This window comes from Streptomyces gardneri (assembly GCF_006539185.1).
GTDB classification, from domain to species: Bacteria; Actinomycetota; Actinomycetes; order Streptomycetales; family Streptomycetaceae; genus Streptomyces; species Streptomyces gardneri.
On record NZ_BJMN01000095.1, the window covers coordinates 1 to 15,572 of the forward strand.

The 15,572-nt window shown below is 71.4% G+C and carries 14 protein-coding genes and 1 pseudogene; 14 read left to right on the forward strand and 1 reads right to left on the reverse strand.

Annotated elements, in window-relative coordinates; all coding sequences use genetic code 11:
- The 3 genes and pseudogenes from SGA01_RS39840 to rpsD all read left to right on the forward strand — a co-directional run.
- A pseudogene (locus tag SGA01_RS39840) lies at positions 1-210 on the forward strand (vitamin K epoxide reductase family protein); the annotation flags it as partial.
- A gap of 42 nt (positions 211-252) precedes the next feature.
- On the forward strand, positions 253-1,605 hold the full coding sequence (locus SGA01_RS39845; RefSeq protein WP_141303252.1) for a replication-associated recombination protein A: 1,353 nt from the start codon (positions 253-255) through the stop codon (positions 1,603-1,605).
- A 434-nt stretch (positions 1,606-2,039) separates the two neighbouring features.
- Positions 2,040-2,654 (forward strand): 30S ribosomal protein S4, encoded by a 615-nt coding sequence (gene rpsD, locus SGA01_RS39850; protein WP_024758279.1) that lies wholly within the window; start codon positions 2,040-2,042, stop codon positions 2,652-2,654.
- Between the two features lie 34 nt (positions 2,655-2,688).
- On the opposite strand, the gene SGA01_RS39855 is transcribed toward rpsD, so the two are convergent.
- Complete coding sequence (locus SGA01_RS39855; protein WP_141303230.1) at positions 2,689-4,962, reverse strand: ATP-binding protein; 2,274 nt, start codon at positions 4,960-4,962, stop codon at positions 2,689-2,691.
- Positions 4,963-5,128: 166 nt separating this feature from the next.
- Here SGA01_RS39855 and SGA01_RS39860 point away from each other — a divergent pair, with 166 nt between their 5' ends.
- The 11 genes from SGA01_RS39860 to aroQ all read left to right on the forward strand — a co-directional run bounded on the left by SGA01_RS39860 (position 5,129) and on the right by aroQ (position 15,500).
- On the forward strand, positions 5,129-5,566 hold the full coding sequence (locus SGA01_RS39860; protein ID WP_141303232.1) for a DUF948 domain-containing protein: 438 nt from the start codon (positions 5,129-5,131) through the stop codon (positions 5,564-5,566).
- 6 nt (positions 5,567-5,572) lie between these two features.
- On the forward strand, positions 5,573-5,929 hold the full coding sequence (locus SGA01_RS39865; protein ID WP_141303234.1) for a DUF6167 family protein: 357 nt from the start codon (positions 5,573-5,575) through the stop codon (positions 5,927-5,929).
- Positions 5,929-8,598, forward strand: a complete 2,670-nt coding sequence (alaS, locus tag SGA01_RS39870; RefSeq protein WP_141303236.1) for an alanine--tRNA ligase — start codon at positions 5,929-5,931, stop codon at positions 8,596-8,598. The genes SGA01_RS39865 and alaS overlap by 1 nt, the downstream gene beginning before the upstream one ends.
- Before the next feature lie 2 nt (positions 8,599-8,600).
- Positions 8,601-9,065, forward strand: a complete 465-nt coding sequence (gene ruvX / locus SGA01_RS39875) for a Holliday junction resolvase RuvX (protein ID WP_099054263.1) — start codon at positions 8,601-8,603, stop codon at positions 9,063-9,065.
- A 101-nt stretch (positions 9,066-9,166) separates the two neighbouring features.
- The gene (gene mltG / locus SGA01_RS39880; protein WP_141303238.1) at positions 9,167-11,014 is read left to right on the forward strand and encodes an endolytic transglycosylase MltG; all 1,848 of its coding nucleotides are present in this window, start codon (positions 9,167-9,169) and stop codon (positions 11,012-11,014) included.
- Positions 11,011-11,838 (forward strand): shikimate dehydrogenase, encoded by an 828-nt coding sequence (locus SGA01_RS39885; protein ID WP_141303240.1) that lies wholly within the window; start codon positions 11,011-11,013, stop codon positions 11,836-11,838. Before mltG ends, SGA01_RS39885 begins: the two co-directional genes overlap by 4 nt.
- A gap of 50 nt (positions 11,839-11,888) precedes the next feature.
- Positions 11,889-12,146 carry a hypothetical protein gene (locus tag SGA01_RS39890; RefSeq protein ID WP_141303242.1) on the forward strand — a complete coding sequence of 86 codons (258 nt, stop codon included), beginning with the start codon at positions 11,889-11,891 and terminating at the stop codon, positions 12,144-12,146.
- Between the two features lie 114 nt (positions 12,147-12,260).
- Positions 12,261-13,445: a chorismate synthase gene (aroC, locus tag SGA01_RS39895; protein ID WP_141303244.1), complete on the forward strand. Its 1,185-nt coding sequence runs from the start codon at positions 12,261-12,263 to the stop codon at positions 13,443-13,445.
- Positions 13,442-13,963, forward strand: coding sequence for a shikimate kinase (locus tag SGA01_RS39900; RefSeq protein WP_141303246.1), 522 nt, complete (start codon positions 13,442-13,444; stop codon positions 13,961-13,963). The genes aroC and SGA01_RS39900 overlap by 4 nt, the downstream gene beginning before the upstream one ends.
- Positions 13,960-15,057, forward strand: coding sequence for a 3-dehydroquinate synthase (aroB, locus tag SGA01_RS39905; protein ID WP_141303248.1), 1,098 nt, complete (start codon positions 13,960-13,962; stop codon positions 15,055-15,057). The genes SGA01_RS39900 and aroB overlap by 4 nt, the downstream gene beginning before the upstream one ends.
- Positions 15,054-15,500 (forward strand): type II 3-dehydroquinate dehydratase, encoded by a 447-nt coding sequence (gene aroQ, locus SGA01_RS39910; RefSeq protein ID WP_141303250.1) that lies wholly within the window; start codon positions 15,054-15,056, stop codon positions 15,498-15,500. The genes aroB and aroQ overlap by 4 nt, the downstream gene beginning before the upstream one ends.
- The last annotated feature ends 72 nt before the right edge of the window (positions 15,501-15,572 follow it).

The window sequence follows — 15,572 nt, forward strand, 5'->3', positions numbered from 1 at the left end:
TCGCTCTGCCTGTGGTGCTGCCTGGCCTGGGTCGCCACCATCGTCATGTTCTGGTACGTGACCTCGCACAACGTCCGGCGCGGTGTCATCCCCGCCCCCGCCGGCCTCAGGACCTTCTTCGACGAGTTCACCTGGCTCCTGCCCGTCCTGCACATCGGGATCATCGGGATGCTGATCCTGACCCGCTGGTGGGACTTCTGGACCAGCTGACGGCGGCGGCGCTGTCAGTGGAGTGACCTAGGCTTCATGACTGTGGAGCCCGACCTCTTTACCGCAGCCGCCGAAGACCGCCAGGAGAAGGACCCGTCCAGCAGCCCGCTGGCTGTCCGGATGCGCCCCCGCACCCTCGACGAGGTGGTGGGCCAGCAGCACCTGCTGAAGCCCGGCTCACCGCTGCGCCGACTCGTGGGAGACGGCGACGGCGGTCCCGCCGGCGCCTCCTCCGTGATCCTCTGGGGCCCGCCCGGCATCGGGAAGACCACCCTGGCGTACGTGGTGTCGAAGGCCACCAACAAGCGGTTCGTCGAGCTCTCGGCGATCACCGCGGGCGTCAAGGAGGTCCGGGCCGTCATCGAGGGCGCCCGGCGCGCGGCCGGCGGATACGGCAAGGAGACCGTCCTCTTCCTCGACGAGATCCACCGCTTCTCCAAGGCCCAGCAGGACTCCCTCCTGCCCGCGGTGGAGAACCGCTGGGTGACGCTCATCGCCGCCACCACCGAGAACCCCTACTTCTCGATCATCTCCCCCCTGCTCTCCCGCTCGCTGCTCCTCACCCTGGAGCCGCTCACCGACGAGGACCTGCGGGGCCTTCTCGACCGCGCGCTCACCGACGAGCGGGGACTCGGCGGGGCCGTGACCCTGCCGGAGGACGCCGAGGCCCACCTCCTCCGGGTCGCCGGCGGCGACGCCCGGCGGGCCCTGACCGCCCTGGAGGCGGCGGCCGGCGCCGCCATCGCCAAGCGCGAGCCGGAGATCACCCTCCAGACGGTCGAGGAGACCGTCGACCGCGCGGCCGTGAAGTACGACCGGGACGGCGACCAGCACTACGACGTGGCCAGCGCCCTCATCAAGTCCATCCGCGGCTCGGACGTGGACGCGGCCCTGCACTACCTGGCCCGGATGATCGAGGCGGGGGAGGACCCGCGCTTCATCGCCCGGCGCCTGATGATCTCCGCGAGCGAGGACATCGGCCTCGCCGACCCGAACGCGCTGCCGATCGCCGTCGCCGCCGCGCAGGCCGTCGCCATGATCGGCTTCCCGGAGGCCGCGCTCACCCTGAGCCACGCCACGATCGCCCTGGCCCTGGCCCCGAAGTCGAACGCGGCGACGACCGCGATCGGCGCCGCCCTGGCGGACGTGCGCAACGGCCTCGCGGGCTCGGTCCCGCCCCACCTCCGCGACGGTCACTACAAGGGCGCGGCCAAGCTCGGCCACGCCCAGGGATACGTGTACCCGCACGATGTGCCGGGCGGCATCGCGGCCCAGCAGTACGCCCCCGACGAGGTCCGGGGCCGCCAGTACTACGAGCCCACCCGTTACGGGGCGGAGGCGCGCTACGCGGACGTGGTGGAGCGGGTGCGGGCCCGCCTGAAGAGCGACGAGTAGCAGCCGCAGTCAGGACGCCTGACGGTGTCGCCTTCCGAGAAGGAGGCCTCCGGGAGCTCCCGGACATCTGAGGCCGAGGCACCTCGGGCCCGGTGCGAGGCCGGCCCGCGGACCCGGTACACTGGTCCGGATTGCTGCGTCCCGTGTCCGACTCCGGTCGGCGCCACCAGAACGGGACAGTCAGCCGGAGACCCGGCCCTCGGGCGGGGTTTCCAGGAGCGTCGCGCACCTTCGAAGGTGTCGCGTGCCACCCATCACCACCCGGAATCCCGGGAGCGGCGGTGGGTCGTTCGCGTGCTGCACGTATGTGCCCAGACCTGGGAGCGGCTGCCCGACAGGTCCGTCTCGTACGGACCGGACGGGTTTCCCGGCTGCGGATGCGACCTCCCCTAACCCTGGTGAAGCCGTTTCGTACAACGTAGAGAGGTTGGTTCATGCCGAACCAGTCCCGTCCCAAGGTCAAGAAGTCGCGTGCCCTCGGCATCGCGCTGACCCCGAAGGCTGTCAAGTACTTCGAGGCCCGCCCCTACCCGCCGGGTGAGCACGGCCGTGGCCGCAAGCAGAACTCGGACTACAAGGTCCGTCTGCTCGAGAAGCAGCGTCTGCGCGCCCAGTACGACATCAGCGAGCGTCAGATGGCGCGCGCCTACGACCGCGCCAAGAAGGCCGAAGGCAAGACGGGCGAGGCGCTGGTCGTCGAGCTCGAGCGTCGCCTCGACGCCCTGGTCCTGCGTTCGGGCATCGCCCGCACCATCTACCAGGCCCGCCAGATGGTCGTCCACGGCCACATCCAGGTCAACGGTGGCAAGGTCGACAAGCCGTCGTTCCGCGTCCGTCCCGACGACGTCGTGATGGTCCGCGAGCGCAGCCGCACCAAGCCGCTGTTCGAGGTCGCCCGTGAGGGTGGCTTCGCCGCCGACGGTGAGACCCCGCGCTACCTGCAGGTCAACCTGAAGGCCCTGGCCTTCCGCCTCGACCGCGACCCGAACCGCAAGGAAATCCCGGTCATCTGCGACGAGCAGCTGGTCGTCGAGTACTACGCCCGCTGATCCCAGCAACGGCGTACTACCACCCTCGCGGTGTTCAGCCCGCCGCTTCCCCACCCTTTCCGGTGGGGGAGCCGGCGGGCTTCCGCGTTCCCGGGACCGCCGCCGACCTGGCCGTACGGAACGGACGCGGGGCCGCACGCCCGGCCGCCTCCGCCGGGCCGCCGACGGCCGGACCCCGACGGCGCGTGAGCGCCCGCTCCACCGCCGCGTCCAAGGAGAGCCCCCGCCCCTCACGCAACGCCGCGGCGTACGCCTCCGCCCCCAGCGCCGCGCCCGCGTGCTGCTCGCACAGCGTCCTCGGCCCGTTGAACGAGGTCGAGCCGAAGAGCTGGATGCCCACCGTGTCCCAGACCGGCACCGTCGCGCCCTGCAGCACCGCCGCCTCCACCGCGTCGCCCTCGCTCACCGTCACCAGCGCGAGCAGCTCGATCGCGAGGACCAGACCGACCTGGTCGCGGAAGGTGTGGTTGATCGTCACGCACTCGGCGAGCAGCTCCCGCGCCTCCTCGTGCGCGCCCCGGGTCCACGCCGAGAACGCGAGCACGTAGAGGGCGTACGCCCTGGTCCAGCGCTCCCCGCGCTCCTCGCAGACCTCCCGCACCTCCCGGCAGATCGCGACCGCACCCTCCAGGTCGCCCACGAAGGCCCGCGCCATCGCCAGCTCGACCTGCCCCATCAGGACGTTGCTGTTCAGCTCGCCGAGTTCCTGGTACGACTCAAGGGCCCGGCCGATCAGCTCCTCCGCCCGCGGCATGTCGTCCGAGAGCAGCGCCAGACAGCCCATCCGGTGCGTCGCGTACGCCTCCGCCAGAGCGTTCCGCGAGGCCCGGGCCCGCTCCCGGCACTCGTGGAGCGCAGCCACCGCGACCGTGCCGTCCCCCTGGAGGATCGTCACGTACCCGAGCACCCAGAGCGCCTTCAGCCGGGCCTCCTCGTGCCCGGACTCCAGCGCGAGCGCCCGCTCCAGCCAGTGCCGGCCCTCCGAGAGACGCCCGCAGCCCACCCAGGCGAACCAGAGCGTGCCCGCCAGGTGCTGTGCGAGATGCGCGTCCTCCGGCAGTTCGAGGCACAGGTCGAGAGCCGCCCGCAGGTTCGGCAGGGCCGCGTCGGTCCGGGCCGCGACCTCCGCCTGGCGCGGGCTGAACCACTCCAGCTCGCACCAGGTCGCGAGCCCCATGTACCAGTCGCGGTGCCTCCGCCGCAGCCGCTCCGTGTCGCCGAGCGCGGCCAGCCACTCCGCCCCGTACGCCGCGACCGTGTCCAGGATCCGGTAGCCGGGACCGGCGGGGGTGTCCTCCCGCGCCACCAGCGACTGCGCGAGCAGCCCGCCGAGCAGGTCGAGGATCCGGTCCGGCGGCAGCTCGGGGCCGCCGCACACGTACTCCACGGCCTCCAGGTCGAAGGGGCCCGCGAAGACGGAGAGCCGCGCCCACAGCAGGCGCTCCTCCGGGGTGCACAGCTCGTGGCTCCAGCCGATCGCCGTCCGCAGGGTCTGGTGGCGGGGGAGCGCCCCGCGCACGCCGACCGTGAGCAGCCGGAAGCGGTCGTCGAGACGGCACAGCATCTGCTCGACGGAGAGGAGGGGCAGTCGGCCGGCCGCCAGTTCGAGGGCGAGCGGGATGCCGTCGAGCCGACGGCAGAGCTCGCGCACGGCGGCGGCCGCGGGGGAGTCGTGCGCGGCGCCGGGTCCGGGGGCTTCGTACGCGGAGTGGCGTCCGGAGTCGTGGACGGAGCCGGGTACGGAGCCGGGAACGGGGACGTCGCGTACGGGTACCACCGGAGCGCCCGCCTCCGCCGCTCGCTCCGCGAGCAGGGCCACCGCGTCCGCCTCGCCCATCGGCGCCAGCCCGAACACGGCCTCGCCGGCCACCCGCAGCGGGCGACGGCCCACCGCGAGCACCGTGAGCCCGGGAGCGTGCGCGAGCAGCTCCCCTACCAGCGGCGCGCAGCTCTCCACCAGGTGCTCGAAACCGTCGAGCACCAGCAGGAGCCGCCGCTCGGCGAGATGCTCGACGAGCACCTCGCGCGGGGCCCGCAGCGTGTGGTCGGTCAGCCCGAGCGCCTCGACCAGGGCGTGCTCCACCAGATCCGGGTCGCGGAGCGGTGCGAGCTCGGCGAGCCGCACCTCGTCGCCGTAGCGTTTCTGCGCCCCCGAGGCGGCACGCAGCGCGAGCCTCGTCTTGCCGACCCCACCCACCCCGACGACCGTGACGAGGCGCGAACCCTCGAGGAGTCGCGCCAGTTCGGCCTGCTCGGCGGCCCGTCCGACGAACCGGTTCGGCTCCGCCGGGAGATTGCTCCGTCGCATGGGACACGGAGCGTACTCATTCGCACGCGCTCCGTACAATCGGATTCGGCAACTCCCTTCCCGGGGGCGGTAATGCGGTACGGCGGGACAGCCCGGGCGCGATAGGGTCGGGTGACTACTTTTGACTAGGGCCCGAAGGGCCGACGACAGCAGAGAGCGGTGCAGAGTGACCGGTGGAGAGGTTGCCGGGATCCTGGTGGCCGTGTTCTGGGCGATCCTGGTCTCCTTCCTCGCCGTGGTGCTGGTGAGGCTGGCGCAGACGCTCAAGGCGACCACCAAGATGGTGGCGGACGTGACCGAGCAGGCCGTTCCCCTGCTCGTCGACGCCTCCGTGACCGTGCGCTCCGCACAGACCCAGCTCGACCGGGTCGACGCCATCGCCTCGGACGTCCAGGAGGTCACCTCCAACGCGTCCGCGCTCTCCTCCACCGTCGCCTCCACCTTCGGCGGCCCGCTCGTCAAGGTGGCCGCGTTCGGCTACGGCGTGCGCAAGGCGCTCGGCCGCGGCCGGGACGCCGAGGACGTGCCGGGCGCCACCACGCGACGTACTGTGATCGTCGGCCGTACGGTGCCGTCCGCACGGCGCCGGAAGCAGAAGGGCTGAGACGCCATGTTCCGCCGCACGTTCTGGTTCACGGCCGGCGCAGCCGCCGGCGTATGGGCCACCACCAAGGTCAACCGGAAGCTGAAGCAGCTGACCCCCGAGAGCCTCGCCGCCCAGGCGGCGGACAAGGCCGTCGAGGCAGGTCACCGTCTCAAGGACTTCGCCCTCGACGTGAGGGCGGGCATGCTTCAGCGGGAGGCCGAACTGGGCGAGGCACTCGGCCTGGAGGGCCCCCCGGTCGACAACGGTCAGGATCGCGAGCTTCCGGCACCCCGCCGCAGGGCGGCGCTCGATCACACCGCGAGCCCGACCACGACGTATTCAATCCCCACGATCTCGTACAACCGGAATGAGGACCACTGATGGAGTCGGCTGAAATCCGCCGCCGCTGGCTGAGCTTCTTCGAGGAGCGCGGGCACACCGTCGTCCCTTCGGCGTCGCTCATCGCGGACGACCCGACTCTGCTGCTCGTCCCGGCCGGCATGGTGCCCTTCAAGCCCTACTTCCTGGGTGAGGTCAAGCCGCCCTTCTCGCGCGCCTCCAGCGTTCAGAAGTGCGTGCGGACGCCCGACATCGAGGAAGTCGGCAAGACCACCCGCCACGGCACGTTCTTCCAGATGTGCGGCAACTTCTCCTTCGGCGACTACTTCAAGGAAGGCGCCATCAAGCTCGCCTGGGAGCTGCTGACCAGCTCGGTGGAGCACGGCGGCTACGGGCTGGACCCGGAGAAGCTCTGGATCACCGTCTACCTGGAGGACGACGAGGCCGAGCGCATCTGGCGTGACGTCGTCGGCGTCCCCGCCGAGCGCATCCAGCGCCTCGGCAAGAAGGACAACTACTGGTCGATGGGCGTCCCCGGACCCTGTGGTCCGTGCTCCGAGATCAACTACGACCGCGGCCCCGAGTTCGGCGTCGAGGGCGGCCCGGCCGTCAACGACGAGCGGTACGTGGAGATCTGGAACCTGGTCTTCATGCAGTACGAGCGCGGCGAGGGCTCGGGCAAGGACGACTTCCCGATCCTCGGCGAGCTGCCGTCGAAGAACATCGACACGGGCCTCGGTCTCGAGCGCCTGGCGATGATCCTCCAGGGCGTCCAGAACATGTACGAGACGGACACCCTCCAGGTCGTCATCGACAAGGCCACCGAGCTCACCGGCGTCGCCTACGGCAAGGCCCACGACAGCGACGTGTCGCTCCGTGTGGTCGCCGACCACATGCGGACGTCCGTCATGCTCATCGGCGACGGCGTCACCCCCGGCAACGAGGGCCGCGGCTACGTCCTGCGCCGCATCATGCGCCGCGCCGTCCGCAACATGCGCCTGCTCGGCGCCACCGGCCCGGTCGTCCAGGACCTCGTCGACACCGTGATCAACACGATGGGCGAGCAGTACCCGGAGCTGGTCACCGACCGCAAGCGCATCGAGACCGTCGCCCTCGCCGAAGAGGCCGCCTTCCTGAAGGCCCTCAAGGGCGGCACGAACATCCTCGACACCGCCGTGACCGAGACCAAGGCCTCCGGCGGCACGGTCCTCTCCGGCGACAAGGCGTTCCTGCTCCACGACACCTGGGGCTTCCCGATCGACCTCACCCTGGAGATGGCCTCCGAGCAGGGCCTCTCCGTGGACGAGGACGGCTTCCGCCGCCTGATGAAGGAGCAGCGGGAGCGCGCCAAGGCCGACGCCAAGGCCAAGAAGACCGGTCACGCCGACATGACCGCGTACCGGGAGATCGCCGACGGCAACGGCGCCACCCAGTTCACCGGCTACACCAACACCGAGGGCGAGACCACGGTCGTCGGTCTCCTCGTCAACGGTGTCTCCTCGCCGGCCGCCTCCGAGGGCGACGAGGTCGAGGTCGTCCTCGACCGCACCCCCTTCTACGCCGAGGGCGGCGGTCAGATCGCCGACCAGGGCCGGATCAAGCTGCACAGCGGCGCGGTCATCGAGATCCGCGACGTCCAGCAGCCGGTCCCGGGCGTCTCCGTGCACAAGGGTTCCGTGCAGGTCGGCGAGGTGACCGTGGGCGCCACCGCCTACGCCTCCATCGACGTGCGCCGCCGCCGGGCCATCGCCCGCGCCCACTCGGCCACCCACCTCACGCACCAGGCGCTGCGCGACGCCCTCGGCCCGACGGCCGCCCAGGCCGGTTCCGAGAACCAGCCCGGCCGCTTCCGCTTCGACTTCGGTTCGCCGAACGCCGTCCCCGGCGCCGTCCTCACCGACGTCGAGCAGAAGATCAACGAGGTCCTCTCGCGCGAGCTCGAGGTCCACGCCGAGGTCATGCCGATCAACGAGGCCAAGCGCCAGGGCGCCATCGCCGAGTTCGGCGAGAAGTACGGCGAGCAGGTCCGCGTCGTCACCATCGGCGACTTCTCCAAGGAGCTGTGCGGCGGTACGCACGTCGGCAACACCGCCCAGCTGGGCCTGGTGAAGCTGCTCGGCGAGTCGTCCATCGGCTCCGGCGTGCGCCGTATCGAGGCCCTCGTGGGTGTCGACGCGTACAACTTCCTCGCCCGCGAGCACACGGTCGTCGCCCAGCTCCAGGAGCTGGTCAAGGGCCGCCCGGAGGAGCTGCCGGAGAAGATCTCCGCCATGCTCGGCAAGCTGAAGGACGCCGAGAAGGAGATCGAGAAGTTCCGCGCGGAGAAGGTCCTCCAGGCCGCCGCCGGTCTCGTCGACTCCGCCCAGGACATCCGCGGCCTCGCCCTCGTCACCGGCCAGGTCCAGGACGGCACCGGCGCCGACGACCTGCGCAAGCTGGTCCTCGACATCCGTGGCCGCATCCCGTCCGACCGCCCGGCCGTCGTCGCCCTGTTCACCACGGCCAACGGCAAGCCGCTCACGGTCATCGCCACCAACGAGGCCGCCCGTGAGCGTGGCCTCAAGGCCGGCGAGCTGGTCCGCACGGCCGCCAAGACCCTCGGTGGCGGTGGCGGCGGCAAGCCGGACGTCGCCCAGGGCGGCGGTACGAACCCGGAGGCCGTCGGCGAGGCCATCGCCGCCGTCGAGCGTCTCGTGGTGGAGACGGCGTGACGATGCGTCGCGGCCGTCGTATCGCGGTCGATGTCGGGGACGCCCGGATCGGGGTCGCCTCGTGCGACCCCGACGGGGTCCTCGCCACGCCGGTGGAGACCGTGCCGGGACGTGACGTCCCGGCCGCCCACCGGCGGCTCCGCCAGATCGTCGAGGAGTACGAGCCCATCGAGGTCGTCGTGGGCCTGCCCCGCTCGCTCAGCGGGCGGGAGGGTCCGGCCGCGACCAAGGTCAGGGCCTTCGCCCGCGAGATGGCCAAGGGCATCGCGCCCGTGCCGGTCCGGCTGGTCGACGAGCGGATGACGACGGTCACCGCGACCCAGGGGCTGCGGGCCTCGGGAGTGAAGGCGAAGAAGGGGCGGTCCGTCATCGACCAGGCCGCCGCTGTGATCATCCTGCAGGCAGCTCTTGAGTCCGAACGGGTATCAGGTAATCCGCCCGGCGAGGGCGTCGAAGTGGTCATCTGATCGCGATACGGTAACGTTCCGCGCGATGCGGCCGTGTTCGAACAACTGCCGCACTACGTAGAGGCGGATCGTCCGGAAGCCTCGCGGCTGTTTGGGGATCGATGACTGAGTATGGCCGGAGCCCCGGCTCCGAACCGTGGCACCCCACGGACCCGTTGTACGGGGACCAGGGGTGGGAAGGTCAGCAGCAGTACCAGCACCCGCAGCAGGCGAGCCAGTACGGCCAGGGCGGCGGCCAGGGGTACGAGGACGCCCCGTACCAGCAGCAGCATCCGCAGCAGCAGTACCAGCAGCAGTACGAGCAGCCCCAGTACCAGGAGCAGCAGTACCAGGACCCCCAGCAGCACCAGGGTTACGTGGATCCGCAGTACCAGCAGCAGATGCAGCCGCAGTACCAGCAGCCGCAGCAGTACCAGCAGCACCCGCAGCAACACCACCACCAGCAGCAGTACGAGACGGGGTACCCGGGCGGTTACGACACGCCCGGGAACACCGGACAGCAGTACGACGGCAGCTGGGAGTCGGGCCAGGCCGCGATGGCGTACGGCGGGCCCCCGGCCGATCCGTACGGCGGCCAGAACCCCGACCTCTACGGCACCCCCCAGGCGTACCCGCCGCCCCAGCCTCCCGGCCACCGGCAGAACCCGCCGGAACCGGTGATCGACTGGGCGCCGGAGGAAGAGGCGAGCCCGGAGCCGGAGGAGGAGCAGCACCCCTTCTTCACGGGCGCCGACGACTCGGACGACAAGCGCGGCAAGCGCGATGACCACGACGAATACGACGAGTACGACGACGAGCCGGCACCGGGCCGCGGCTCCCGCGGCGGCGACCGCGAGCGCCGGAGCAAGGCGAAGAAACGCAAGGGCAAGAACGGCATGGCCTGCCTCGTCGTGGCGGCCGTGCTGGTCGGCGGCGTCGGCGGCATCGGCTATTTCGGCTACCAGTTCTGGCAGGGCCAGTTCGCCGCGGCACCCGACTACGCGGGCGCCGGCAGCGGCGAGGTCCAGGTCGAGATCCCGAAGGACTCCGGCGGCTACCAGATCGGCAACATCCTCAAGAAGGCGGGCGTCGTCAAGAGCGTCGACGCCTTCGTCTCGGCGCAGGGAAAGAACCCCAAGGGGCTCTCCATCCAGGCGGGCGTCTACACGCTGAAGAAGGAGATGTCGGCCGAGAGCGCCGTCTCCCTCATGCTCAACCCGGTGAGCCAGGCCAACCTCGTCATCCCCGAGGGCAAGCGCAACACCTGGGTCTACGACCAGCTCGACAAGCGTCTCGACCTCAAGGCCGGCACCACCAAGGGCATCGCCAGAGCCAAGGCCGACTCCCTCGGTCTGCCCGACTGGGCCAAGAACCACCCCGACGTCAAGGATCCGCTGGAAGGGTTCCTCTTCCCGGCGAGCTACCCGGTCGCGAAGGGCACGAAGCCGGAGGACGTCCTCCGCAAGATGGTCTCGCGCGCGAACGCCGAGTACCTCAAGCTCGACATGGACGCGAAGGCCAAGGCGCACGGCCTGCAGGGGCCCTGGGAGCTGCTGACGGTCGCGAGCCTCGTGCAGGTCGAGGGCAAGTACAAGCACGACTTCGACAAGGTCGCGCGGGTCGTCTACAACCGGCTCAAGCCGAACAACGTCGAGACCGTGGGCCGGCTGGAGTTCGACTCGACGGTGAACTACTTCAGGGGCACGAGCACCCTCGACGTCGGCACGGTCGAGGAGATGCGCAAGATCAAGGACCCGTACAACACGTACGCGTTCGACGTGAAGGGCCTGATCCCCGGCCCCATCAGCAACCCCGGCATCGAGGCGCTGAACTCGGCGATGAACCCGGCCGACGGCCCGTGGTACTACTTCGTGTCGATCAACGAGAACAAGACCGTCTTCTCCGTGACTCTCAAGGAGCACAACCAGAACGTCGCGGAGTACGAGAAGGAACGGGAACAGGGCCAGTGAGCAAGCAGCACCGTGCGGCCGTCCTCGGTTCGCCGATCGCCCACTCGCTCTCCCCGGTCCTCCACCGGGCGGCCTATGCGGAGCTGGGCCTCGACGACTGGTCGTACGAACGGTTCGAGGTCGACGAGGCCGGTCTCGCCGGCTTCGTCGGCGAGCTGGACGGCACGTGGGCGGGTCTCTCGCTGACCATGCCGCTCAAGCGGGCGATCATCCCGCTGCTCGACGAGATCACCGACACGGCCGCCTCCGTGGAGGCCGTCAACACCGTCGTCCTCCACGAGGACGGGCGGCGGGTCGGCGACAACACCGACATCCCCGGCATGATCGCCGCCCTGCGCGAGCGCGGTGTCGAGAAGGTCGAGTCGGCCGCGATCCTCGGCGCCGGCGCCACCGCCTCCTCGGCGCTCGCCGCGCTCACCCGCGTCTGCGCGGGCCCCGTCACCGCGTACGTCCGCAGCGAGGCGCGCGCGGAGGAGATGCGCGGCTGGGGCGAGCGGCTCGGCGTGGACATCCGTACCGCCGACTGGGAGCGTGCGGCCGAGGCCTTCGCCGCGCCGCTGGTCATCGCGACCACCCCGGCCGGCACCACGAACGCGCTCGCCACCGCCGTCCCCGACGCCGTCGGCACGCTCTTCGACGTCCTGTACGACCCCTGGCCGACCGCGCTCGCCGCGGCCTGGGCCGACCGCGGCGGCAAGGTGGTCGGCGGCCTCGACCTCCTCGTCCACCAGGCCGTCCTCCAGGTCGAGCAGATGACGGGCCGCACCCCGGCCCCGCTCGCGGCGATGCGGGCGGCGGGCGAGCGGGCCCTGGCCTCCAGGTAGGCTCGCGTGCGTGCGCCCGACCGATCGGCGCATGAAGGGGTACGGGGGACATGGGCGAGGAACTGGTGCTGGCGTCCAAGTGGGACGTCGGCGTGGACGTGGTGCGTTTTCTCTGGGTGGGGTTCTTCAGCAGCCTGCCCGCATGGGCGCGGTACACCGTGCTCGCGTTGTTCAGCGCGACCCTTGTGTACGGCTTCGTCTCCTGGCTGCGGAACCGTTCCGCCTCCGTCCCGGAGGCCGAGGAGGCCGCTGACGAGGCTCCGGAGGCCCAGGAGACCGTCCAGGACGGTGAGACCCGCGTCCGATAGCTGGACCGGGGGCTGGTCGACCGGCCCGGACGTGGGAGGATCGGACACGGCGGGCCCGGGCCGCGCACCCGGCCGCGCCGTCGCAGTGCCCAGGCGCGAGCATGAGGAGCATCGTTGAGCAGGTTGCGTTGGCTGACCGCTGGGGAATCCCACGGACCCGCGCTGGTCGCGACGCTGGAGGGTCTTCCCGCCGGCGTCCCCGTCACCACCGAGCTGGTGGCGGACCACCTCGCGCGGCGTCGACTCGGCTATGGGCGCGGCGCCCGGATGAAGTTCGAGCAGGACGAGGTCACCTTCCTCGGCGGTGTCCGTCACGGGCTCTCCCTCGGCTCCCCGATCGCCGTCATGGTCGGCAACACCGAGTGGCCCAAGTGGGAGACGGTCATGTCGGCCGACCCGGTCGACCCGGCCGAACTCAAGGAGACGGGCCGCAACGCGCCCCTGACCCGGCCCCGGCCCGGCCACGCCGACCTCGCCGGCATGCAGAAGTACGGCTTCGACGAGGCCCGTCCCATCCTGGAGCGCGCCAGCGCCCGGGAGACCGCGGCCCGTGTCGCCCTCGGCGCGATCGCCCGCTCCTTCATCAAGGAGACCGCGGGCATCGAGATCGTCTCGCACGTCGTCGAACTGGCGGCCGCCAAGGCCCCGTACGGCGTCTACCCGACCCCCTCCGACGTCGAGAAGCTCGACGCCGACCCGGTCCGCTGCCTCGACGCCGACGCGTCGAAGGCGATGGTCGCCGAGATCGACCAGGCCCACAAGGACGGTGACACCCTCGGTGGAGTGGTGGAGGTCCTCGCGTACGGCGTGCCCGTCGGCCTCGGCTCGCACGTCCACTGGGACCGGCGCCTCGACGCCCGGCTCGCCGCCGCCCTCATGGGCATCCAGGCCATCAAGGGCGTCGAGGTCGGCGACGGCTTCGAGCTCGCCCGTGTGCCCGGCTCCAAGGCCCACGACGAGATCGTCCGCACCGAGGACGGCATCAAGCGCACCTCCGGCCGCGCCGGCGGCACCGAGGGCGGTCTGACCACCGGCGAGCTGCTGCGCGTCCGCGCCGCGATGAAGCCGATCGCGACCGTCCCGCGCGCGCTCGCGACGATCGACGTCGTCACCGGCGAGGCCACGGCCGCCCACCACCAGCGCTCCGACGTGTGCGCCGTCCCCGCCGCCGGCATCGTCGCCGAGGCCATGGTCGCGCTCGTCCTCGCGGACGCCGTCGTCGAGAAGTTCGGCGGCGACAGCGTCCCGGAGACCCGCCGCAACGTGCAGTCGTACCTCGACAACCTGCGCATCCGGTGACCGCCGGACCGCTGGTCGTCCTCGTCGGACCCATGGGCTCCGGCAAGTCCACGGTGGGCGCGCTCCTGGCCGAACGGCTCGGCGCGCCCTACCGGGACACCGACGCCGACATCGTCGCCGCCGAGGGCCGGGAGATCTCCGACATCTTCGTCGAGGACGGCGAGGAGCACTTCCGTGCCCTGGAGCGGGCCGCGGTCGCCACGGCCGTCGCCGAACACGAGGGCGTCCTCGCCCTCGGCGGCGGCGCGATCCTCGACGACGGCACCCGCGGCCTGCTCGCAGGGCTGCCCGTCGCGTACCTCTCGATGGACGTCGAGGAGGCGGTCCGCCGCGTCGGCCTCAACACCGCGCGACCGCTGCTCGCCGTCAACCCGCGCCGCCAGTGGCGCGAGCTGATGGACGCGCGCCGCCACCTCTACACCGAAGTCGCACGAGTGGTCGTCTCCACCGACGACCGCACCCCCGAAGAGGTCGCGGACGCGGTCCTCTCGGCACTGGATCTGAAGAAGGACGCATGACGACGGACCAGGCAACGACCCGTATCCAGGTCGCGGGCAGCGCGGGCACGGAGCCGTACGAGGTGCTGGTCGGCCGGCAGCTGCTGGGCGAGCTCCCGGCCCTCATCGGCACCCGGGCCAAGCGGGTCGCCGTGATCCACCCGGAGGCGCTCGCCGACACCGGCGAGGCGCTCCGCGCCGACCTCGCCGACCAGGGCTTCGAGGCCGTCGCCATCCAGGTGCCGAACGCGGAGGAGGCGAAGACCGCCGAGGTCGCCGCCTACTGCTGGAAGGCGCTGGGACAGACCGGCTTCACCCGGACCGACGTCATCGTCGGCGTCGGCGGCGGCGCGACCACCGACCTCGCGGGCTTCGTGGCCGCGACCTGGCTGCGGGGCGTGCGCTGGATCGCCGTACCGACCACGGTCCTCGCCATGGTCGACGCGGCCGTCGGCGGCAAGACGGGCATCAACACCGCCGAGGGCAAGAACCTCGTCGGCGCCTTCCACCCGCCGGCGGGTGTCATCTGCGACCTCGCCGCGCTCGACTCGCTGCCGGTGCACGACTACGTCAGCGGCCTCGCCGAGATCATCAAGGCCGGCTTCATCGCCGACCCCGTGATCCTCGACCTCGTCGAGGAGGACCCGCAGGCCGCCCGTACGCCCGCAGGACCGCACACCGCCGAGCTGATCGTGCGGTCGATCCGGGTCAAGGCGGAGGTCGTCTCCGGCGACCTCAAGGAGTCCGGCCGCCGCGAGATCCTCAACTACGGCCACACCCTGGCCCACGCCATCGAGAAGAACGAGCGGTACAAGTGGCGCCACGGCGCCGCCGTCTCCGTCGGCATGGTGTTCGCCGCCGAGCTCGGCCGCCTCGCCGGACGGCTCGACGACGCCACCGCCGACCGGCACCGCGCGGTCCTGGAGTCCGTCGGCCTGCCGCTCACGTACCGCGGCGACCAGTGGCCCAAGCTCCTGGAGACGATGAAGGTGGACAAGAAGTCCCGCGGCGACCTGCTGCGCTTCATCGTCCTCGACGGGCTCGGCAAGCCGGCCGTCCTGGAAGGCCCCGACCCGGCCGTGCTGTTCGCGGCGTACGGCGAGGTGGCGGTGTGACCGACCCCCGACCCGTACTGGTGCTGAACGGCCCGAACCTCGGGCGGCTCGGTTCCCGCGAGCCCGACATCTACGGCGCCACCTCGTACAAGGGGCTCGTGGAGTCCTGCCGGGCCCTCGGCGCGGAGCTCGGCTTCGACGTCGAGGTCCGGGAGACCAATGACGAGGGCGAGATGATCCGCTGGCTCCACGAGGCGGCGGACGGTTCGGTCCCGGTGGTGCTCAATCCGGGAGCCTTCACGCACTACTCGTACGGGATGCGGGACGCGGCCGCGCAGCGGACGGCCCCGCTGATCGAGGTGCACATCTCGAACCCGTACACCCGCGAGGAGTTCCGGCACACCTCGGTCGTCGCCGCGGTGGCGACCGGGACGGTGGCCGGCTTCGGGATCGGCTCCTACCGGCTGGCGCTGCGGGCGCTCGCCGAGGAGCTGACCGACTGACCGGACGACCGGCTGCCCGGGTGGCAGGCGTGGCGGGGGCGGGGGCGGGCCGGGCACTACGGGCCCGCCCCC